Genomic DNA, 24,686 nt, shown 5'->3' on the forward strand with positions numbered 1-24,686 from the left:
AATCTTAGTTAAGGGGTTTGCGATATATATCCAAAGAAGGACTAAACCTGATTACATACAAGCCATCATTAAAAAATCCTCCCCAGTTAGCATACCTCTTAAAGTTAAAGTTGAATTGCACTTGTTTTGCCGAGTAATGCTGAATACAGTGCTCAAACTGAGATCCATATTGAACCTGGGCACTTAAGAAATAAAACATCACATCAAAGCCCCATATACCATACCTAGAATATTTCGCATCTCTTCCTGACCGAATAAAGTAAGGTGAAACGGCCAATGGTTCAGTATAATACCATGCTCTATATTTCGCAGAAAAATCTTGAACCACACTATTCTGATGATCCAACACATAGGGTGTCAATATTTCTGTATCCAAATCATGTATTTCCTCTGCATCAATGGTTTGAAATCTCAACCAACTCCCAAAACCAATTAATTTTATCTTTACGTCTGTAGACTCTGATACACCGTGTAAAGTAGTTATAATCTTAGATACATCTGCTTCATCGGGAGAAGGAATAACGACTAAATTCTCTTTGTCATGACTGAGCAATGCTTCCACCCCTTGCACATTTTGTTCAGAAAAAGCTATTTCCATAAAATCTGGTATTTTCCCCTGAGGAAGATACTTAAGATAGAGCTTATTTTTAATCATCATAGCCAGCTTATCCTCCTCATCATTAGGAACAGCAGATTTTAACACGACAATACGCATATTCTCACGTTGTTTCACAATATAATTCGAATATTGATCGAACAACAAACTATCCGGTGTATTTACTTGAAACAAATATGGATTTTCATTCAGGACAGGATTTACACTTGACAAGGGATAAACCATTTTTATTTGATGACTAACCGAAAAATCTGAGACCAGTTTTAAGTTACTCGCATACGCAGGTCCCACAATCAGATCCACCGATCGAAGCTCAGGCCGATTCAGAATTTGCTTCACTTTATTTGTATCAGGTGCTGTATCAAAGGTATAAAGCTGCACATTAACACCTTGTTTTTTCAAAGAATCAAGCGCCATCAAGGCTCCTTCATAAAACTCCACAAAACTACGTGAACGAGACGAAACAACCGGATTTTCCCTCTCCATTAGCACCTCTTGATCACCTTCTATTTTGCTCACAATATTTTCCTTACGTGTAGCCTCCAAATCAAAGGGTAATAACAAAGCTACTTTAAGAATCTCTTTACTTGCATAATAATCGTAAGCTCCACAATCCACAGAAACAGTATCCAAATAAGGCTCTTCTTTATCTTCGACCACCAATTGCGCCATGCGCTGTTCCTCCTTCTTACGAGCAAGGTAAGTTGATGTGGGAATATTAATTTTTGTTCCTTTTCGAATATGGGTCAATATCATGTTTGGATTAGCCTCCTCAATATCGGCAATCTCCACTCCATATTTCTGCGATATAGAATAAATAGTTTCCTTACGTCGAACAGTATGCTTTTTAAAATCGTTTTCCTGACGATGTCCATTCTCGTCTGGCTTTTCAACCTTTACCTTAGGTATTCTCACCAGGTAACCCAAGGGTAGACTGTCAGGATTTAAACTAGGATTAGTACTCACCAAGTCTTGTTGCGAAACATGATACATTTTACTCACCGAATAAATGGTTTCACCTTGTTCTATTTTGTGATACAAATATTGATCATCTTCAATAGGCGAATGCATAGCCTGATCACTTATAACCTCGCTTACCAAAGGCAAATCAACCTTGGGTATACGAACCGTAGAACCAACCGACAAGATACCATCCAATAAAGCCTGGTTATACTTTAAAATAGAATCTACCTTTGTATGATATTTCATAGAAATACCATAAAGGGTCTCTTTAGGTTTTACCACATGATAAATATACGAGCTACCAGAATCTTCATTTTGTTTTTGGGTGGTAGCTACAGGAATCTTAAAAATAGTTCCCACCAATAAATCGCCGTTAGCACCAGCGTTATATTTTTTAATATCGTCGATACTCACTTTATACTTCCTAGACAAAAAGTAAAGCGTTTGTCCTTTCTCAACGGTATGATAAATAAACTTACCAGATTGTTTAATTTCATTTGCATTGCTATTTCTACCATCAATAACAGGAACACGAAGTATATCACCAGGCTTTAAACCGAAAATAGAACCAGGATTTGCTTCGTGGATTTCTTTTTGAGATACGCCATATTTTTTGGCTATCCCATAAAACCCCTCTCCTTTTTTTACGATATGTAAATAATAGGTATTTCCATCAACAATAACTTTGTCGGCAATTTTCTTACCACTGTTATCTTGTGCCATAACAGGCAATGAAGCATAAATAAATGCAACAAATATCCAATAGCTAATAAATGATTTTCTGATCATTGAGTTTACAGTTCTGAATTATAGTGCCTCCAAAAGTATAAAAAGAGTATCACCAAAACAAAAGCAAGTTGGGATAAACAAAAAAGTTGTTGCAACATTTGTTCCAACAACTTCTTCTATTCGTTAAATATCTAATTTTACATTTTTATTTGGGCTTCGATTTCCTGCATTTGGTTTTTAAAATCTTTATCTGTTTCTATTAGGTTATTCACTGTTTTACAAGCATGTAAAACAGTTGCATGATCTTTCTTTCCAATTTTCGATCCAATGGCAGACAAAGACGAGTTTGTCAGGCTCTTAGAAAAATACATAGCTACCTGACGAGCCTGCACAATTTCTCTTTTTCGTGTTTTAGACTGCAAAGAATCCACTGCCAATCCAAAATAGTCGCATACAATCTGCTGTATATAGTCAACACTTAACTCTTTTTGCGTTTTCTTTACCAACTTATCGACAATTGACATGGCCACTTCCCTTGTGATCTCTTTTTTATTAAGTGTCGCCTGAGCCAATAATGAAATTAAAGCACCCTCTAACTCCCGTATATTTTGCGAAATATTAGAAGCAATATACTCTATCACATCACCACCAATAGAATTGATTCCGTCCTTATATAGTTTATGCTTCAAAATAGCCACACGCGTATCATAATCGGGTATATGTACATCAGCAGACAATCCCCATTTAAAACGTGACAGCAATCTATCTTCCATCCCCTTCATTTCCACAGGTGCTTTATCGGCCGTTAATATTAGCTGCTTACCCATTTGATGAAGGTGGTTAAAAATATGGAAAAACGTATTTTGTGTTTTCTCTTTTCCTGCAAACTCCTGCACATCATCAATGATCAAAACATCAATCATCTGATAAAAGTTAAGAAAATCATTTTGTGTATTATTACGAACCGATTCGGTAAACTGCGTTTGAAACTTATTTGCGTTTACATATAAAACGGTTTTTTCAGGAAAATACTTTTTTACATCAATACCTATTGCCTGTGCCAAGTGAGTTTTTCCTAATCCGGAGTTACCATACAAAAACAATGGGTTAAAGGCTGTCTTACCAGGATTCTTAGCTACCGCCATACCAGCTGAGCGAGCCAATCTATTACATTCACCTTCGATATGGTTCTCAAAGGTATAATCAGAATTAAGCTGAGGATCCACATTCAACTTTTTGATGCCTGGGATAACAAACGGGTTTTTCACCACCGGCTTTTCCGAATTCATTTGCATGGATACGGGTCGGTTTCGTAAGTCTGTTCTGTTATTCGAGGGCAAGCGTTGGGTTAATGGCTGTTGATTCTTTTGATGAGGGTTATCCACAACCACACTATACTCCAACTTAGCCGAATGCCCAAGTTCTCTTCTAATGGTACTTCTCAAAAGATCGATAAAATGCTCTTCCAAATACTCATAAAAAAAAGCACTCGGAACCTGAATGGTTAATACATCACTTTCAATCTTAAGAGGCACAATAGGTTCGAACCATGTTTTAAAGCTTATTTGTGGAATATTGTCTTTAATTACATTCAAACAATTATTCCATACAATTTCGTAACCGGGCTTCATTATTTGCTTCCTCTGTTTAGTGTTTTATGTTATATACTAGGTATTATCTAATACAAAATTTGTGAAAAAAATCTTGAAAAAAAAATGTTAAAATACTTGACATTGTAAAATGTACACTACTGATCTTATTTATAACCCTTTATGCACATTCCTACATAAACATCTATGAATCATTCAATTGAACACATTATTCAATGTTAAATGGACTCACCATATGCACTAAGAACAAAGGCTTTGAGCTAAACAGACATTTTTTTGCTTTTTTTTTACCTAAGGCACTACTTAATATTATAATTGAAAATGTAAATTGGTCGTTTTATGAAGAAGAAGTTTATTTTTTCACCATTTTTCCACCCCGAAAGGTAACTATTTGAGCATCAGGGTAACGATCACTGATATCATTTTTTAAGCCCAGCAAAGCTTCCTTACGCTGCTCCTCTCCTATGGTATACAGATAAAATTTACCTGAACGTTCTTCTCTCACATACTTATCCTCCCCAAGCTCAACGCCACGTAAATCCAAAGGTGCTTTGGATTTTTTTAATAAAAGTTTATAAACAGTCTTCTGGTCTTTCTTCTTTTCGGCCTTTCCACCTCCAAAACTTACAGCACTAAAATTAACATAACGTTTGGGCTGCTCCCTAACATCATTCAACAACCTATCTAAACTAACAGAAACATTATTCATATTGTCATACAGTTGTTCATCCGACATAAGTTTACCTACGGTTCCTTCCCCTCGATTCAAGGATGTTAAAAGCGTATTAACAGATACAAAAGTATTGCTCATCTTATGGGCCAGACTATCAATATGAGCATCGGCCAATTGGCCTGAGGCAGACTCCATATTCTTCATCAAAGCAGATAGTGCTTCACCATTTGCCTTTAAAACCAAACTTACGGCTTCGAGATTAGCCAGTGTATTATCTAATGATCCTTTTTCTTTCAAACTGTAGTTAATGGAAGCACTAATTTGATTTAAATTCCTCATCATACCGGAAAAATCATTCATACCACTTGACAAACTATTTTTATTTTCTTCACTTAAAAATCGGTTTAAGTTGGTTAAAATTGAATCCAGGCCAACAACCATATTCTCCACTTTATCCTTTAACGGAAGTACTTCCTGACTCACTTGGTCTGCCAAATCACCTGTTACTGACGTACTTAAAGTATCGCCAGCCTCAATTAGATCAGGGCTATTTCCATACACAAAACGGATACCTTTCGATCCCATCAAATCGAGACTATAAATCTGCGCAACAGTATTTTTAGGAAAGTCGATATCCTTTTCAATGGCCATTGTAACCAGTAAATCACTATTACCTCCAGCCAGCAGAGATATCTTACGAACAGATCCTATTTGAAAACCCTTATAATATATCGGACTTGATTCCGTGAGTCCATCTATTCTGGAATATATACCATGAACCTTATAACCTGGAGTAAATATATCTTTTCCTTTCAGGAAATTAATACCCCAAGCAAATATAAAAATTGCTAACCCAACGGTTAAACCAACCTTAGCTTCTTTAGAAATTTTAGCCATAACTGCGGTTTTATTGATCTTCAAAAATAACAGATTTTTACTTAAAAAGTACAATCCAATGAATCTGTTAAACATTCAATACAAATACAACCGTTCATCTTTCATTATAATTACTTCTTTATGAACAGATTCAACCTTCCTGATAAAACACCAAAAAAAAGATTGTTTCTACAAAAGAAACAACCTTACAAAATATAATCTGCTTAATATTATTTAAGGATATACTACCGTTGAATAATCATTAATATTCACCTTGGGTATTTGGGCGCCATATTTAAGATTGATAGCTTCTACAAAAGTATTGGATATAATAGCGGCTCCACGAGCTGTGGGGTGAATGCCATCCAAAGAAAAAATCCCTCCAGACACAAATGTAGAAGTATATATATTTCCATCCAATAAAATACCTGAAGAGATGGCTCTTTCCATTAAAGCCTCCAAATCAACGAAGGCCAGGTCATACTGTTCGCTTATATTTTTTATAGTAATATTAAACGCATCTATTGCCTCGCTTATGTCCGACACTTCTTCTGCATCCAAAATATAATTTGCAGGTATTGGGCTTGCAGATCCCCAGCCGACTTCCTTATTGCGTATACTACTTAAGGCAGGCAAAAGCACCTTTTCTTCTGCTGTAATTTGACGTATTTTGGCAGGATGTGCATAATCTTCATCTTCGATTACTAACGCATTGGCACCTTCCACAAATTCAATTTTTGGTAAACCAAAGGCCAGTGCACCCGCATTATACTGTGCGTATGCTGAGTTTAGCGCGTCTGCTGTTGCTTGATCCAATACCAAGGCATCATATGCAATGGTATTAAAATAAGGTAAGGCTTCAATATGCGGTATGTTGGCGATAACACCTTTGGTAGATTCGGCAAATAAACTTTCCGCAATAACACCCATATAAAAATCAAAATGTGTGGCCGAGGTAATTTCATCGACCTCTCCTCCTTCAAGTGCATAAGACAAAACATCATTTCCCCCTATCCAAAGCGATACAAAAGTCGGATTTTGTGCCAAGGCATCTGTCAATACGCTAGTGGATTCACTACTCGCAAATCGGGCAAAGAAAGGATTCAAATTGGCGTATCCATCTGCCAATAAATGAGACGATTTAGCGCCAGGTACACCTAGATTATGAGTTGGCTCACTGGCATTGTATAAACGATCAGAAAAAATATCCATATCACCTTCTCCAGGCACAGGACTAAGATTTCCGTCCACCACCTGAAGTGAATAATAGCCGGTTCCACTGCCGCTAACACTTCCCCCACCTTCAATCGTAGGTTGTTGAAAACCACCATTACCAACCATCGCCAGTTGAGTTGCCATAATATTCGGGAAACTACTTTCTTGTCCTCTCGCCCCCATGGCTCCATCGGTATAGCCAGCCGTATATGAGTCGCCAAGCGCTACATAATTAGAGAAATCAGCACTTCCTGCAGAAGGGCTAAAATCATCGGGTTGTAATTCACAACCTGCAAGAAAAACGACCAATAATATGGTCATATATTTTATATTATCAAATATCATTATCATGCGTATAAATTAAAATGAATAAGTTAATCCAACACCAGGCAAAAAGGCTTGACTATCATAGGTTCCACTAAAATTGGCCGGCAAGTAACTGGCATCTCTATCGAGTCCTACAATAAACAATAACGACAAATCAACAGTCAACTTATCATTGAGCATATAGCTTGCTCCTGTTGACATCCCAATTTTATTCATACCTGGTGTCTCCGGATTCAAATAATCTTCTGAAACAGGTGTTTCATCAAAATAAATACCCGCTCGGAGTATTAAGTTTTCACTTTGTTTGTATTCTGCACCCAAACGATAAATAAGTGTGTTCTCGTAATTTCTTGGATTGGGCGAATCAGCCAACAGGCTGGTATTGGTTTCGAAATCAAAATACAGTTCCTTATAGGCGTCCCAAAATACGTATTGAAAGTCAGCCGCTAAGGTAACTTTATCATTTATTTGATAGCCCACACCCAATGTTAAATTGGCCGGAAGAGGCAATTCTGCATCAAATTTATTGCCAGACGGGAAATATATACGTAAGGCAGAGGGCACAGTAAAGTCAGCATCGCCACCTTCCATCTCCATGGTCACCTTAGAACGATAGTTCAAGCCCAAGGATAACTGCGGAGAAGCCTTAAAAAAAGCTCCCACATTAAAGCCCAAGGCTGTTGTAGAACCTTCCATACTTACACTTCCTGGCACAGTACCATCAACAGGTAAAGCCCTGTTTAAATCAACCGAACCAAAAACAACCATTGCTCCAATTCCTATGCCCCATTTATCACTTAAACGATAAGACAATGTTGGTTGAGCAACTATGGCACTTAATGATATATTTTGAATTAAATAACGTCCTGCCCAATCATCCTCCCACGCCAATGAATTACCATAAGGAGTTGTAAGTCCAATACCCAGAACAAGTTTTTCATTTATTTTTTTTGCTGCATAAGCATAAAAAGGAGTACCAATTGGACTATCTGTTTCAGACTGGTAATTGGAGCCTTTTTGCGAATAAGATACTTTAGAGAATACAGCTGTCCCCCCAAAGGAGAACTCAAAATCTTTTTGCATAAACCCTAATGCTCCAGGATTAAAATGAATAGATGATGTTCCCAACAGAAGACCTGTTCCTGTATGCCCCATCGCTGTATTCTTTTGACTTTGTACATTAACCTGATATCCTTCGGCGTAAATATGAATACTCAACACCGTAAGAATAATCATGAAAATACATTTTTTCATATAATTTTTAATTTAGTAAAACCTCATTTCATTCATCCAAAAACCGTCGCAACGTACAAACAATATTTTTTTCGAGAGCTATTTAACAGAAATATTTTAGCAGAACATAAATAATTACAATTTTCAAATTAATTGTTCATAAGTTTAAATGCTTTAATCAAGATCTATTTACAATCTGATATTCAACTGATATCCACACAATTTTTCCGGCAAACCCAGAACAAGAAAGACATCCAATCTAAAATCTATATCTCATTTTGATTTAACTGTGCAGGCATATATTTTTCGCGAATCTGTAGAAAAAATTCGCCCCCCATCGTAATGATGACACCACGCAATAGGATGATTTTCGCCCATTCCTTTCAAAGGAATACGATCATAACCAGCTGAATAATCATAAGTTTTCTCATCCACCTTTAATACCACATGCACTTTTTGATCATCAAATTTATCGAAATTATACCATTCATCACTCCATAACCACTTAGGAGGCAAGTGCATCACAGCAGGAAAACTAGCATCTTCAACTTGCAAAACAGCAGACTGTAACTTTGGATGATTCGTAAACACTCCACCTATCAAACCATCATACCATGCATTTCTTTTTTTTGCGGCCGATGCTGCATGAATACCCACAAATCCACCACCTTTGCGAATAAACTTCTTGAGAGAATCTATTTGCGCCACATTTAAAGCATCCGCATGATTATGATATACAAACTGCAATCCATTTTCTGCACATAACTTTCCTATAGCATTATAATAATCGCAATACCTTTGAAGTTCATGTTTACTCTTTACCGTTTTCAGTTCATGATTAGAAGTTGACAAATAGGAAACACCTGCTTCTTTATGATCTCGAATACATTTTTTCCACCATAAAATAGCCTCATCCCATTTTTCATCAGTGGGCAAATCATAAAAAGTCATAGAACCTTCAAACCTAAGTCCGGCAAGCGCAACCATATTTTTAAATACAGCAGGACTCATACCATAGAAAGTACCATCAGCATAAACAAAAGTCTCTATATAACTAAAGCCTAATCGATTCAATTGCTTAAGTGTTTCATAAGGATTCTCCAACATATTATCATGCACAGATACCAGCTGAACACCTAAATTCTTATCTTTAGGATTTCTTTTTATGTAACGAGTTCCCCATAAACGATTGCCGCTTGTATCAAACCCTTCCACCAACACATCCGTTAAACTATTAAAGTGGAAACGGACATCCATTGTTTTATTTCCCAACAAATCAGCATCTTCCATGACCCAATCCTGTGGAGATAAAAAATTACCTTTTCCAACAAAAACGACTCCTTCTCCATTTTGTCCGGATGCAAAAATTGTATTGGTCAGGGAATCGCAGGCAATCATTTCCACTAAAACAGTTTTGTACTGATCATTCACTAATTGCTGTACTTCAACAAATAATGATTGGCATTTATAAGGAGCCATACATTTCATCCTCAACAGCGGTAAAGGTGCTATACTGTCTGTCTGAGGATTGATCGTACTGACCCAACTACCAGCATACTGATGCAGTCTACTCCACTGAGTGCTCAGCTGGTTTTGTGCAGCAATCCCCAGTATAAAGACAAAGCAAAATAGCCATAAAAAATGACTTTCTTATTTTTATTCTTCATATTATATTTTCCTATTTAGTTCCTTCAATTGTTTTTATGGTGCCATCATCATTATACGCTAATTCAACCACTTTCATACTTCTCAACCATGTTTTACCTCCAGAAGGAACACAGTCGTGATGAAACAAATACCATTTACCTTTAAACGCACAAATAGAATGATGAGTTGTCCACCCAAGCACAGGCGTTAAGATAACACCTTGATAAGTAAAGGGACCATAAGGGCTATCTCCTATAGCATAGCACAATAAATGTGTATTTCCTGTTGAATAAGAAAAATAATATTTGCCTTTATATTTATGCATCCATGAAGCTTCAAAAAAGCGTCTATCATGATCACCCGCTAAAAGTGGATTTCCTTTCTCATCCAAAATCAACAATTGTTTTGGTTCCTCCGCAAACTCAAGCATATCATCACTCAATTTTGCAACAATCGGATTAAGTGCCGGTTCCTGATCGGCGGGTTCTGCTCCACCTTCAATGGCTTTATTATTTCGGTAGCGCTGTAACTGACCGCCCCAAATACCTCCAAAATAAATAAAATAATCGCCATCATCATCCTTAAAAACGCAAGGATCGATACTATAACTTCCTCGCATAGGATGCGCCAGTGGAATAAAAGGGCCTTCGGGAGTATCACTTTCGGCGACTCCAATATGAAAAATATCGTTGTAATCTTTGGCTGAGAAATAGAGATAATACTTACCATCTTTTTCTGCCACATCTGAATCCCACATTTGGCGACTAGCCCAAGGCACCTCATCCACATCCAAGATGACACCATGATCAATGATATCTCCATCTATTGAATCCATCGAATACACATGATAATCACGCATATTAAAGTGATCTCCATTGTCATTTTCCGGAACTCCTGATTCAAAATCATGAGATGGATAAATATATAATTTATCATTAAAAACATGAGCAGATGGGTCTGCTGTATATAAATCCTTTACTAAATATTTTGCTTCTTTCATGGTATTTTTAATACGTTGCAGATAGATAAGTGAACTATGACCACTAGTATATAAGCACAAAGATCGGCACCTTTATACTACACACATATCATGGTCATATGTAGTCTTTGCAAGAAAACTCCAAATACTGCGTTATTCTCATTTTTGAAACAGTCATTTACAATCAGCAAACTCCTTGGTTTCAAAAATATCGAAAGCCTTGTCTTTGAAGCTTTCATATCAAAGACAAAAAAAACAGTCGTTTTCTTGCAGCCACTATGTATCAAGTATGCTATTGTGTCTACATTATTATTACATTTTACGATTGTCTGGTAAAAAAAATTCTTTACTTAAGCTATGCTATTTATAAATCAGCTTAAGTATGCTCTAGTTTTTCGCTAAATAAATTAACGTGTTATATACCGGTTTAGGCTGGTTGTTTCTATCGAACAACAAAGGATAATCTGTACGTCCTTCAATGGGCCAATAATTACGCCATGTTTGACTATCATTAACACCCCAAAAGGTAATACGGCTAATCTTATCATTATGCTTTAAGTAGACCTTAAACAAATTTGCATAATAATCGGCCAAGGCCTTTTGTATCGAATCAGGCACAGCTTCCACGTAAGGATTATATTCAGGTTTATTTTGATAAGATTGACTTACCTCGGCAGTAATTTCTTCAGCAGGAAAAGGTAAAACCGACACATCCAATTCGGTTATCATCACTTTCACACCCGTATTGGCAAAAGCCATAATACTCTCTTCTATTTCCTTTGTTAAATCCTTATTTAAACCATAGTGGGCCTGCATTCCAATTGCATCCACTCTTAAACCTTTGGCTTTTAAATTTTCTATTAAGTGAACAGCTCCCTTTCGTTTTTCAGGTTTGTACATATTGTAGTCATTATAATATAACTCAGCATCTTGGTCTGCCTCATGCGCAAATTGAAAAGCCAACTCAATATATTCAGGTCCAATAATATGATAAAATTTACTTTTTCTTAAACTTCCATCTTCATTTAAAGCTTCATTTACAACATCCCACCCTTTTATTTTTCCCCGGTATCTGCCTACAACTTCATGTATATGATTTTTCATTCTTTCGATCAAGGTATCTCTTGACACGTCATTGCCTTCCTTATCCACAAAAAACCAAGCAGGTGCCTGGGAATGCCAAACCAAGTTATGTCCAACAACAAAAGCTTTGTTTTTTTGACCTAGCTCCACCAATTTATCCGACTCAGTAAAGTCAAATACGCCTGCTTGCGGTTGCAGAACTTCACTTTTCATACTATTTTCTGCCACAATAGAGTTAAACTGGCTGGCTACCAACTTTAAGGCTGCAGTATCCTCACCTAATATTTGAGCTGAGTTCAAAGCCGCACCTATCAAGAACTTTCCTTCAAATGCTTTTGCCAGCGAAGTTACCTCTTGTTTATGATGTGAAACATTGTTACAGGCTAAAAAACCTAATGATAAAATTCCGATACCCAGGGTTATTTTAATTTTTTTCATATGTTTATATTTTTCTTTCAAAGGTCATATGGAACTCGCCTAAATGAATCATCCTCCTGTGTGTGAAATAATTACCAAGGCTCGTTTCAGTGCACCTATATTATTGATTACTTACTCATTAAAATCCGAACTATTCTAACTTAGCCCTTCAAGCTGCACTATTGTCTACGCGCCTTCAGCGCTTGTTCTATTTGCACTTCCATTTTTTTGTTAATCTCGTAAAAAAGCAAACAGGCAGCTCCTGCCAGAAAGGTAAGACTTGGATAAACACTTACCGAAAGTTTAATTCCATTCACCGTTTCAGGTGATTGAATAGTCAATTGTTCATTATAACCATAGGTTGCAAGCACACCAGCCACTAGAGCGCCCCCAATACTTAAACCGGCTTTTAAACCAAAAATCATAGCAGAGAAAATAATAGCAGTAGCACGTCGATTATTTTTCCATTCAGAATAATCAGCCACATCAGCTATCATTGCCCACAGCAGCGGAATAGTGATCCCGTAAAAGAATCCATGTAATATCTGCGCTATGAAAACAACACCAATCATATTAACCGGAAAAAACCAGAAAGCAAGAACACAAAGTGTAGATATGATTAATGCCACCACAAAAACATCTCGTTTTCCAAATTTATCGGCCAAGGGTTTAGAAAAACCAATACCAACAATCATAAAGATAATACCTCCTGCATTAAACAAGCTAAATGCAGATGTCACCGGATCTTCAGGCCAGTCAAAACCAGTGAATGATATTTTTAAATATTCAATTAAATCGACAAAACCCAGTCGGTTTAAAAACAGAGATAAGGCGTTCTCATCCAAATAATTATCAAAATAATAAATATACATACCTCCTTTTAAGGCCAGTGTTACAAATATCAAAATGGTAAGCAAAAGCATGGCTATCCAGGGTTTATTTTTAAACAGATCACCCAGGTCCTCTTTTAAGGTTGATTTTTGATCTTGTGTTGGTACAATTCTTTCTTTGGTTGTAAAAAAAGTAATGAGCAGAAAGATGACGCCTACTACAGCAAACACGCCCATTACATTTTCGAAGCCAGCAGCTTTATCTCCATCTCCGAATATAAGCACCAAAGGCAATAATAAGCCTTGTACTGTAAATTGAGCTATCATAACCGCCACAAAGCGAAAAGAAGAAATACTATTTCGTTCACCCATGTCACCAGTAATAACACCGCTTAATGCTGAATAAGGTAAATTATTCGCTGAATAAACCAGCACCAATAAAACATAAGTAATCATGGCGTAGGCTATTTTTCCTCCTGGACTAAATTGAGGAGTACTAAAAGCCAACAATGCCATTACACCAAAAGGAATGGATGTCCACAAAATCCATGGTCTAAATTTACCCCATCTTGTTTGTGTACGATCGGCAATAGCGCCCATAATAGGGTTAAAAAACGCACCTATCATACCCCCTGAAAAGATAATAGCAGAGGCGCTTGCTGGTGGAATTTTATATACATCCGTATAAAAGAATGCTAAAAAAGTCATTAAGGTTTGAAAAATCAAATTTGCAGCCAAGTCTCCCAAGCTGTAACCTATTTTTTCGATGACTGATATTTTTTGAATATTATTGTTCATAACTCAATATATTTATGCGTAGTAACTTAAATTATTGGATGGATATTATTGGTCATGATAAGACGCCACATAGCTGAGCAAGCAATTACTTTAGCTTCCTGTCTCATCAAAAAAATGTTAACTATTACTACACCTTATGCATTTCCTATTTTTGTAAAAGTCCTTCAAGTACGCCATAGTAAGCGTCTTTTTTATTGAAATGCATATCAAAAAGCAGGGGCCAATCCTGGTGACCATAAAAATCCAGCAACCAACTTTCATCATCTTTCAATCCCCAAATGGTAAGGGCATATTTATTACTGGCAGGTAAACTATTATAAATAGCGGCTACCTCTTTATACTTTTCTTTTTGCGCCAATGCTCTTACCGAAGTTAACTCACTCATATTATTATCAGGGTTTGCCCTAATATCCAACTCAGCAAAGTGCACTTTCAAGCCTCTTTCAACAATACGGTTGCTAGCTGCCATTATATTTTCTTTAGCAGGGCCATTATATGATATGTGCATTTGAAAACCAACACCATTCACCGACACCCCATCACTTATCAACTCATCTATCATTGAAAATACAGCATTTTGTTTTGTTTGGTCATTACACATATTGTAATCATTATAAAAAAGCAATACATCCTGATCTGCCTCACGTGCCCACTGGAAACATTTACTGATATAATCTTCGCCTAGGCGTTGATAAAAAACAGAATTACGGTACGATCCTGACCCATCATTGAAGGCCTCGTTCACCACATCCCAGGATGTAACTTTTCCTTTATATCTACCTACCACTGTTTTGATATAATCCTTCACCATTGCCTCAAATTCGGTATCTGATCCTGAAAAATTTCTCACCCATTCAGGTGTGGCATTATGCCATATGAGCGCATGTCCATGAAGATTAAAACCATTGTCAACGGCATAATTAACTATTGCATCCGAAGCTGTCCAGTCATATACACCTTGATTAGGATACATTATATCCATCTTCATTTGATATTCGGCAGTGATACTGCTAAACTCTCGTTGCATAACAACATCATATTGGCCTGTTAATCTATTGGCCTGTACAATCGTTCCAATAAAAAAATCAGATGCAGCATCCTTTAAAACCAAATCGGAGGGAACAGCTGTTGTTAGTTTAATTACATTAGAATTGGGAGACTCTACATTATTATTATATGCTCTCACTCTATAATAATATTGTGTAGCGCCATCTAGACCGGAAACCACCTCGGAGAGCTTGCTCAATTGTTTTGCCTCATACCCGGCAATAAAGGTTGAAAAATCAACATTGGTTGAAACATCCAAGATATATCCTTGAGCATCCGCAACCCCTATCCACTGGGCAGTAAAACTATTTTGCGATATATCTTCAGCATTTAAAGCCAATGGGGCAGATAATTGAGGTTGAGTACCTCCATCCTCGCCACAGCTTAGCATTATCATTATTCCTACAAAAAGGATACTTATTATTTTTAATCGAAACATAATCGAAATATTTTCTATTTACTAGTCTATGCTCAGTACTTACGAGCAAGGCTAAGTTTAAAAATAGAGGATGTTCACTATTCATGAACATCCTCCAGATTTTCATGGATCAAGGATATCAATAGGTTCCGTCAACATATTGATAATATTACTATAGTCGGCTCCATGCATTAGAAGATCCATTACACAATAAAATGTCTCAAAACAGGATGTTTTCGTCTCTTGGTTCAAGCGATCATAACGATGTTAAGTCGTTTTTCACATTTATACGCACAGCATAAACCTCTAATGCACAGGTATATTTCAATAATAACCGTGGAATCGCAGATTATCAACTCTTACTGTGGTTGGGACGATACCACTCCAACTATTGATAGCCACTTTAACTTTGCTTATACCTTGCAAGTCCATATCATGTGTTTGGTTACTTGGGTCATAGCTTCTACCGAAATCATACGTACTCATTTCAACGGTTATCCACTTACCCACTTCATCTTCAGAGAAGGTATAATCATGTGCCCATGTAGTGCCACCATCATCAATTTGAATTTGCATAGATGAGCCAGCGCCACTTACACAAAATACTTCAAAAACAAAAAGTACATCTTCCTGATTGGTTTCCTGTATTGCGGGATTTGCTCCGGATGAAGTTTCTGCATTACCCCATCCATTTGAAGTCGATCCGCTCCACGTAATTTCGGCATAGTTACCATCAATGCCACCTTCGGTACTAATGACCACCGGATCGGTTAAATCACCATTATTCCACCACTCATTATTAGCGAATAAACCGCCCCCATCTAAATCATTATACAAATACACATTGTAACCTAAATCAACATCCAGATATTCACTAACCATTCCTACAGAAGTAGTTACAACCACATCATCAGGCTCTGCTCCTTCCGGAATTTCAATATATATTTCGGTAGATGAAAATTGCGTATATTCTACAGCTTGTCCTGCAAAGCTAACACTCTCGAGATTTTGAAACCATTTTCCCTGAATAGTAGTACTTTCACCAGCTTTGGGGCGAGCAGGACTAAAGGAGCTTATTTCCGGTTCCGGTTGAAGCACTTCAAAGGCCTTTGTCACTTCAGTTCCATTTTTATTCACAAACAAAATTTGCTGCATCCCAAGTTCACTTCCTAAGTCTTCATCAAAAGGAATATTAAACATCACGGCCATAGGGGAATTTAACACTGGATTAAACACAACATTTACTGTATCTTTTGTGGTAACAAAACCAATCGCTTTCATATTGTTTAGCTCCACCCCTTCAGCAACAATTAAATCACCAGGAAAGCCTTGAGCATTTGTTGAAATATCTTTATTGGTTGACCTTAATAATGATATCTCCGGATTATATGTTTCGTCATCTTCGCACGAAGTAGCCACAGCCATTATTCCAACAAATAAAGCTGTGAGGATACTAAATCTTAATATTTTCTTCATTTTAATAACTTTAATTGTTAATTGAATTCATAAGCAACAGGCGCTTCCAGAAGCAAAGGATTGATATCAGTTTCCACCTGCGGAAGGGGCAATAGGAAATCACTTTCCTGCGGTACAATAAATCTTCCTCCTCCTTGTGTCCCCAGCGAAGGGTCCTCACGGTCGGCCAAATATGCCCTATCCGTATTCGACAGAATATCGATGGCCTTATTACGATTTATACGAGCCAGGTCAAACCATCTGTCTCCACTTTCAATCACCAATTCCATTCTTCTCTCATGAAGAATATCGTCCAATGTTATTTCGGTTAATGCTTCTAAGCCGGCACGTTCACGCACCGCATTTATATCCGCCAAAGCAGTTGCATCAGTGGTAGATGATGCAGTTCCTAAGATAGCCTCTGCACGAATTAAAAGAATTTCGGCATAACGCAAAATATGCGTATTAACGTCAGTATTCATAAAATTAACCGATGGCCACTCTTCGGCAGACCCAACCACATACTTTCTAAAACCAGCATAGTTTGCCGTCAATGAATTTTCGACCAGATACCCTCCTTCTTTAGTTACTAATTCTGGATAAAAGTTTCCTTTCTCCATAATTGTAGGATGCCGTCTCAAATCACCTTCTTCATAAGCTGCAATAAAGTCGTTACACGGAATAAAGGTTGCCCATCCATCTCCTGTACCTGTTAATTTACCTGCGGCTGCTAAATAAGCCTGATGCGTATTGGTATAATACCAGTGTTCACCTTGCGGAGGAGACACCCACTGCAGCTCAAAAATAGATTCCTTATTATTATCACTACTCACCCCATTTTTAGGTTGAAAGTTATCGTAATAATTGGGCATCAACGAATACTTTCCACTCTCGATCACTTTATCAGCATAAAGTTTTGCATTGGCATAATCACCTAAGGTTAAATACATTTCGGCCAACATACCATTGGCTGCACCCTTGGTGGCTCTTCCTGCATTGGTTTCTGACCATGCCATTGGCAATAACTCGGCAGCTTCTTTTAAATCACGTTCAATTAAAGTATAAATATCTTCAACCCGATTTTTATAAACAACAGCGTCGGTGCCATATTGGTCAATATCCTCTAAGATAGGTACCGGGCCAAAGGTTCTTACCAAGAAATAATAAGCCACAGAACGCATAAACAAACCCTCACCTCGCGACCACTCTTTAACCTCTTCTGAAATATTCTGACCAGCTCTATTTTCAACAATATCTAATAAATTATTTGCATATGCGACCACTGAAAATAATGATTGATATCCCTCAGTTGAGAATTGATTGGCAGCAAAAACCGCAAACTTATTAAACTGTGCTATATCTACATAATCACCAGAAGCATTTCCGGCATAAACATCCAGACAAAGAATAAATTTTTCATTAAAAGCAAACCAAGGTCGGTTATAAAGCGCTGCACCTCCTGTGAGCAATTGATCATCTGAATTATAATAATTATCCACGGTTATTTTATCTTCAGGAGCAATGTCCAGAAAATCTTCTGAACAGGCCGACATAAAGACCAATAACATCCATAATCCTAATATCTTATATTTATTCATATCTCTTTTTCTTTTTTAATGTGACGACTAAAAATCAAGTTTTAAACCAAATAAATACGTACGCGGCACAGGGTATCTACCATTATCAATACCTGCCAGCAATGCATTATTACTATGTCCACCAATATCAGGGTCGTATCCACTATAATGCGTAAAAGTATGTAGGTTCTGAACAGTAGCGTAAGCCCTTAGGTTTGAAATAATACCTGTTTTATCGAGCCATCTCTTGGGTAAAGTGTAACCCAAAGTAATATTCTGGATTCGCAAGAAAGAACCATCTTCCACATAACGGTCCGATACACGCGCATTTGAATTAGGATCTCCGGAAACGTAACGAGGCATATCTGTATCTGTATTCCCCAACCTATATCTATCCGCCACTTTTACAGACTGGTTTCCATATGGTTCAGTCATTCCTTCTGTTACTTTTCTTGTCCAGTTGATAATATCATTACCATAAGATCCGTACATAGAAAGGGCAAAATCCCAATTTCTATATGATAAATTATTAGAAACACTAAAAGTAAAATCCGGGTGAGGGCTACCAATGATCGTTCTGTCTTTATCATCAATTACGCCATCCTCATGCACATCCTTAAACTTATAATCTCCCAGCCAAACACCATTATCTTCATCAATTATTCCTTGGCTAGGTGCATTATTCAACTGATCCATCGAAGTAAATAACCCATCCGTAACGTAACCATAAAATTGGCCTATGGGATTACCCACCGATGTTTGAGTAACCGTTTGGTTAAACTGAATAACCTGCGTAATTGTAGAATTTTCATCTGCTAACTCAGTGAGTTCATTGCGATACATGGAGAATACGATACTCGAGTTCCATTTTAACGGACTGGTTGAGTTGGTATTCACCGTATTGATTGATAGATCGAATCCTTTATTGGTCATCTCTCCTAAATTCACATAGGGCGCAGAAAACGCTTCCCGACCATAGTAATATGCCATAGGCAACTGATACAAAAAGTCTTTCGACTTTTTAATATACAAATCAGCATCCATGTTAATTCTATTATTAAAGAACCCTAGTTCCACACCCAAATTGGTAGATGTAGTAGTTTCCCACTTAACATCCGGATTTGCAATATTTCCTGGTATAAAAGCCGAACCATAAGCCGAATTAATAGTAGCCAAGGATTGTCCATAGGCATAAGCGCCAATATTTTGGTTACCCACCTCACCATAACCGGCACGTATCTTCACCCAATCCAAAGTTCCTTTTAGAGGTTCCATAAAGGGTTCTTCACTAACAACCCAACCTGCCGAGAACGAAGGAAAATACCCCCATCTATTGTTAGGTCCAAAGTTGGATGAAGCATCAGCACGTATAGTTCCTGTTAACAAATACTTATTATTAAAACTATAATTAGCTCTGGCAAAAGCCGATTGCATTGCCCATTGGTTTTGCATACTATTTGCACCTGCTGTTTCTGAGTCACCAATAGCCAATGCTGTTAAATCATTGGTTAAGAAACCTCCCCTGGTGGCTTGAATTTGCTCCCAGTCTGAATGTTGCGCTTCATGGCCTACCATAGCAGTAATATTATGATTATCTATTTTTTTACTGTAGGTCAAAAAGTTTTTCATGATCCAATAAAAACTATTGGTATTATATTTAAAGGAAGTACCTGTTTCGTTCTTTAAATCGCCAATTTCGTATGAAGGGTTAAAGGAAGACATTTGGTTAAAGTTAAAGTCGTAACCCAATTCACTTCTTAGCTTAAAGTCTTTTAACAAGCTAAGTTCAGCATATAAAGTTCCAAGCACTTTACTTCTTTCCAGATAAGAAGAACGAATCGTTGACCAGGCAACAGGGTTTCCACCTCCACCAGAACCAACACCATCAGCTCCGACCGGTCCTCCCCAACTACCATCTGAATAATAAACAGGAACTTCAGGCGATTGTCTCAAGGCACCCATTATAACACCATCCTCTGAATCGTTATAAGCGATATTCTCTTTTCCGTTACTAGCTGTTATTGTATTTCCAATTTTCAGCCAGTCATTCACCTGATGATCAAGGTTTAGTCGTAAGGCAAAACGTTCATAGTCAGTATTAATTAAAATACCATCTTGTTGAAAGTAGTTAAAAGAAGAATATACCTTGGTTTTTTCGGTACCTCCAGAAACCGAAAGTTGGTGATTCGTAATGGGGGCTACTCTAAAAATTTCTTTTTGCCAATCCGTTCCCTTCCCAAGCAAACTTAGGTCCAGGAAGGAGTCTTTGGGATCCTGACCGTCCTGAACACGTACCTCGTTTAAATATTCAGCGTACTGAGGTAAATCCATCACCTTCAAATACTTTGTTATTTCCTGAACCCCATAATACCCATCATAAGAGATTTTAGATTTCCCGGCCTCTCCACTTTTGGTAGTAATTAAAATAACACCATTAGAGGCTCTAGAACCATATATTGCAGTAGCAGAAGCGTCTTTTAACACCTCAATAGAAACAATATCGTTTGGATTAATCGTAGAAAGGGCACTCACTTTGGTTTGACCACTTTCTCCTCCCATGGTTGCAAAACTAAAACTATCATTATTGGAGTTACCATCAATAGGCACACCATCTACGACATAAAGAGGCTCATTACTTCCTGTTAACGAAGTAATACCACGCACACGCACTGATATACCACCACCAGGTGCACCTGAATTCTGAGATATGGTAACACCAGAGACCTTACCCTGAAGTGCCTGATCAATGGCCACAAATGCTTTATCTTCCAGTTCATCTGCTTTAATTGAACTAACTGCCCCCGTTAAATCTCGTGCTTTGGTGGTTCCATAACCAACAACAACAACCTCATCTAAATCTTGTAGATCTTCATTTAAGGTTATATTTATTTCTGTACGATTATTTACTTCTATTATCTGCTGCTGAAAACCAATAAAACTATATTGCAACTTACCTGTGGCTTCAACTTTTATGGTATAAGCACCATTAATGTTGGTTATCGTTCCGATCGTTGTTCCCGGAATGGAAACATTAGCTCCAGGAATTGGCTCCCCTTTACTATCCACTACAGAACCTGTAACTTGCATACTCTGGGCATACAAAGAGTATTGCATACACATTAGCACAAGAATAAGAAATCCTGTTCTTAATAAATGAATCTTTATCTTCATAAAAATTTGATTTTAAGGTCAACAATCCGATGTTCTTTTTTTTAGGATCGAATTATTGGCAATTGGGTTATTAAATAATACTATTAAATTCTCCATTAAATTCTATGTCTCTCTTTTTCCTTTCATGTTTTTGTAGATTTTTGTGAATTTGATTTTATAGTGTTTTTTACCCATTACTCTTGCAAAACAGTGTAATATGCTGCATCATTTACTTCAATTTTAACTGTAGCACCTAGTACCTTCTTATCTTTAACCCTTTGCTCATTCGGTTGTGATCCACCAACAGAAACCTCCACTGCTCCTTCTTGTATTACATATTCATAATCAGTATTTAACAAGGCAATATCCTGCGGTGTTAATTTAAAGGCAAGCTCGATACTTTCACCTGCTTTTAGGGCTACTCTTTTAAATCCTTTCAGGCTGCGAATGGCTTTCGGCAGACTAGAATAAGGATGGGATATATAAAGCTGCACAACCTCTTCTCCATCCATTTTTCCGGTATTTGTGACCGTAACATTCACCGTAAACTCATCTCCAGCACAAATCTTGGTTGGTACCTTTAACTTACTATATTCGAAGTTGGTATAACTTAGTCCGTAACCAAATTCATACAATGGTTCTCCATCAAAATAACGATAAGTTCTACCAGCCATATCATAATCGTCAAAATCAGGTAATTGACCAACGGATTGATAGAAAGTGAGCGGCAACCTTCCTGAAGGATTATAATCGCCAAAAATGATATCTGCAATGGCAGTCCCTCCTGCTTGCCCTGGGTACCAGGCTTCGAGAATAGCTGGAATATTTTCAGCTTCCCAGTTAAAAGCCAAGGCACTTCCATTTAGTAAAACCAAAACAGTAGGTTTACCCAAATTATATATTGCTTTAATAAGGTCAGTCTGTACTGCAGGCAATTGAATATCATCTCTGTCGCCATGAGAAAAACCATCCACTTTCACTTTCATTTCTTCTCCCTCTAGCCGTGGGCTTAATCCCATACACAACACTACTAAATCAGCTTGTTGTGCCAATTCCAAGGCCTCTTTCTTCAAGTCATTGGAAGGAGCTTCCCACAAAAGACTGGCTCTGGCGTATTCGGTTTTTTCCTGTATGTACTCAATTTTTAAATTATAGGGTTTTCCTGCCTCTAAGTCCAGGTATTCGTATTCCTTTGCTGGATGGTGCTCACTCTTATAATCCACCAAAAGTTCTCCATTAACCCATAACTTTACTTTTGGAAAAGATTCTGTTCCAATGGCATACTTACCTGTTAGCTCAGGAACCAAGACACCTGACCAACGAACACTAAAAGTATCTGGATTAATTGTCTTATCAGGAGAATTGTTCCACCATTTAAAATCGATATTATGGTTTACTTTATACGTTTGTGGCTTACCAGCAAAAGTAAGGTTGTTAAAATACTCCCCGATTAGTCCGTGACTACTTTTCGTTTTATCAGTAAATAGAACTTCTGGGGGTATGGCTGTAAGCACAGGTAAACTATCAGCCAGGTGACAACCTAACGCATAACCCACATCAGCAGTTGATACCTTATTTTTTATTCCTAGAAATGGCGTAACTATTTTACTTGGGTATCCATGATAATTTCCCAAAAGCACATCGGTGTTATTGGCATTGGGACCAATCACCGCTATGCGCTTCACTTGTTTTGAAAATGGCAGACAATCATCCTCATTTTTAAGTAATACCATTGATTTTCGTGCTGCTTCCAATGCTGCTTGCTGATGCTGCTCGCTATCTACAACATCCAAAGGTATGTTTTCAAAAGGAACATCTTTATCAAACATACCTAACTTCATTCGAGCCAACATAAGTCTCCTCAGAGAAACATCAATCTCATCCTCAGTCAGATACCCTTCCTTAACCGCTTCAACCAATGCAGGATAAGAGTCTCCACAGTTTAAATCTGTTCCTGCTTTAAGAGCAATAGCAGCGGCTTCAGCCTTAGTATTTACTATTTCGTGTCCATTCTGAGCGTAAAAATCAGTTACTGCCCAACAATCAGAAACAATATAACCCTCAAAGCCCCATTCATTTCGTAATAAATTAGATAACTCCAAGTTACCACAGCAAGGTTTCCCTTTATAACTGTTGTAAGCACACATCACAGAGTACACACCAGCCTCATGGATGGCCATTTTAAACTGCGGACTATATGTTTCCAGAAAGTCATATTTACTAGGAACAACATCAAAGCGATGACGTGAGACTTCCGGACCACTATGTACGGCAAAATGTTTGGCCGTAGCAATCAATTTCAAATATTTATCATCATCTCCTTGTAATCCTTTAATATACGCCACTCCCAATTTTCCTGTCAAGTAAGGATCTTCGCCATAGGTTTCCATTCCTCTTCCCCAACGTGGATCTCTGAAAATATTAATATTAGGAGTCCAATAAGTTAGTCCTTGATAAATACCTCTTTTTCCTTTTTTTGCAAAAGCATGATGTTTAGCACGGGCTTCATCAGAAACTATTGTAGCGATATCAAACATAGCACTATCATCCCACATAGCCGCCATACCAATGGCTTGTGGAAATACGGTGGAAATACCGGCCCTACCCACTCCATGCAGACATTCATTCCACCAGTTATATTCCGGAATACCCAAACGTTCAATGGCAGGTGAATTATATACGAGTTGCGACACTTTTTCTTCCAGCGTCATTTGGGCCAACACATCATCAACACGCGTTTCGAAACTTAAAGAGGTATCACAGTATTTTTTATGATTACATGATAATAACCATGGTGCAATAAGTAAAATTAGTAACAGGTACTGTTTAAAAATATGAACCATATCAGACATTGTTTAAATTTGATTTTCAAGTGTTAAAACTTGTTATACAAATGTATCCCTTGTCTAATTACCTGACGTCTACAAAGGTTACAGAGACTTTAAAATACGTTACATCGTTTTATTGTAGGTTACATATTCTTTATAATGCGTTACATCTGGCCTAACAGGCCATTTTTTTGTGCTTTTTAAACTTTAAACTG

14 protein-coding genes are annotated in these 24,686 nt (G+C 37.4%); all 14 read right to left on the reverse strand.

Translation table 11 applies throughout. From position 1 onward, the window contains the following. Window positions 1-4 precede the first annotated feature (4 nt). The 14 genes from CYTFE_RS25420 to CYTFE_RS25435 all read right to left on the reverse strand — a co-directional run bounded on the left by CYTFE_RS25420 (window position 5) and on the right by CYTFE_RS25435 (window position 24,486). Window positions 5-2,368, reverse strand: a complete 2,364-nt coding sequence (locus tag CYTFE_RS25420) for a LysM peptidoglycan-binding domain-containing protein (protein WP_044212769.1) — start codon at window positions 2,366-2,368, stop codon at window positions 5-7. Between the two features lie 137 nt (window positions 2,369-2,505). Continuing rightward, on the reverse strand, window positions 2,506-3,939 hold the full coding sequence (dnaA, locus tag CYTFE_RS0107180) for a chromosomal replication initiator protein DnaA (protein WP_027471261.1): 1,434 nt from the start codon (window positions 3,937-3,939) through the stop codon (window positions 2,506-2,508). Between the two features lie 331 nt (window positions 3,940-4,270). Beyond that, entirely contained in the window at window positions 4,271-5,488 is a 1,218-nt protein-coding gene (locus tag CYTFE_RS0107185; RefSeq protein WP_027471262.1) for an MlaD family protein, read from the reverse strand. 213 nt (window positions 5,489-5,701) lie between these two features. After that, the gene (locus CYTFE_RS0107190; protein WP_052343056.1) at window positions 5,702-7,033 is read right to left on the reverse strand and encodes an SGNH/GDSL hydrolase family protein; all 1,332 of its coding nucleotides are present in this window, start codon (window positions 7,031-7,033) and stop codon (window positions 5,702-5,704) included. A gap of 9 nt (window positions 7,034-7,042) precedes the next feature. Beyond that, window positions 7,043-8,263, reverse strand: coding sequence for an OmpP1/FadL family transporter (locus CYTFE_RS0107195; RefSeq protein ID WP_027471264.1), 1,221 nt, complete (start codon window positions 8,261-8,263; stop codon window positions 7,043-7,045). Window positions 8,264-8,515: 252 nt separating this feature from the next. Next, a complete protein-coding gene (locus tag CYTFE_RS28530; RefSeq protein WP_052343057.1) occupies window positions 8,516-9,721 on the reverse strand; it encodes a ThuA domain-containing protein in 1,206 nt (401 codons plus the stop codon). Between the two features lie 199 nt (window positions 9,722-9,920). Next, entirely contained in the window at window positions 9,921-10,889 is a 969-nt protein-coding gene (locus CYTFE_RS0107210) for a glycoside hydrolase family 43 protein (protein WP_027471265.1), read from the reverse strand. Between the two features lie 366 nt (window positions 10,890-11,255). Beyond that, window positions 11,256-12,389, reverse strand: coding sequence for an endo-1,4-beta-xylanase (locus CYTFE_RS0107215; RefSeq protein ID WP_027471266.1), 1,134 nt, complete (start codon window positions 12,387-12,389; stop codon window positions 11,256-11,258). A gap of 158 nt (window positions 12,390-12,547) precedes the next feature. After that, window positions 12,548-13,996, reverse strand: coding sequence for an MFS transporter (locus CYTFE_RS0107220; RefSeq protein ID WP_027471267.1), 1,449 nt, complete (start codon window positions 13,994-13,996; stop codon window positions 12,548-12,550). 145 nt (window positions 13,997-14,141) lie between these two features. After that, window positions 14,142-15,482: an endo-1,4-beta-xylanase gene (locus CYTFE_RS0107225; protein ID WP_044212766.1), complete on the reverse strand. Its 1,341-nt coding sequence runs from the start codon at window positions 15,480-15,482 to the stop codon at window positions 14,142-14,144. Between the two features lie 303 nt (window positions 15,483-15,785). Continuing rightward, window positions 15,786-16,937: a glycan-binding surface protein gene (locus CYTFE_RS0107230; RefSeq protein ID WP_027471269.1), complete on the reverse strand. Its 1,152-nt coding sequence runs from the start codon at window positions 16,935-16,937 to the stop codon at window positions 15,786-15,788. Between the two features lie 17 nt (window positions 16,938-16,954). Further along, window positions 16,955-18,514, reverse strand: a complete 1,560-nt coding sequence (locus tag CYTFE_RS0107235; protein WP_027471270.1) for a RagB/SusD family nutrient uptake outer membrane protein — start codon at window positions 18,512-18,514, stop codon at window positions 16,955-16,957. A gap of 27 nt (window positions 18,515-18,541) precedes the next feature. Further along, a complete protein-coding gene (locus CYTFE_RS0107240; protein ID WP_044262643.1) occupies window positions 18,542-21,664 on the reverse strand; it encodes a SusC/RagA family TonB-linked outer membrane protein in 3,123 nt (1,040 codons plus the stop codon). 173 nt (window positions 21,665-21,837) lie between these two features. Continuing rightward, complete coding sequence (locus CYTFE_RS25435; protein WP_235208141.1) at window positions 21,838-24,486, reverse strand: glycoside hydrolase family 3 C-terminal domain-containing protein; 2,649 nt, start codon at window positions 24,484-24,486, stop codon at window positions 21,838-21,840. Window positions 24,487-24,686 lie beyond the last annotated feature (200 nt).

Origin of the sequence: Saccharicrinis fermentans DSM 9555 = JCM 21142, assembly GCF_000517085.1 — a bacterium.
GTDB classification, from domain to species: domain Bacteria; phylum Bacteroidota; class Bacteroidia; order Bacteroidales; family Marinilabiliaceae; genus Saccharicrinis; species Saccharicrinis fermentans.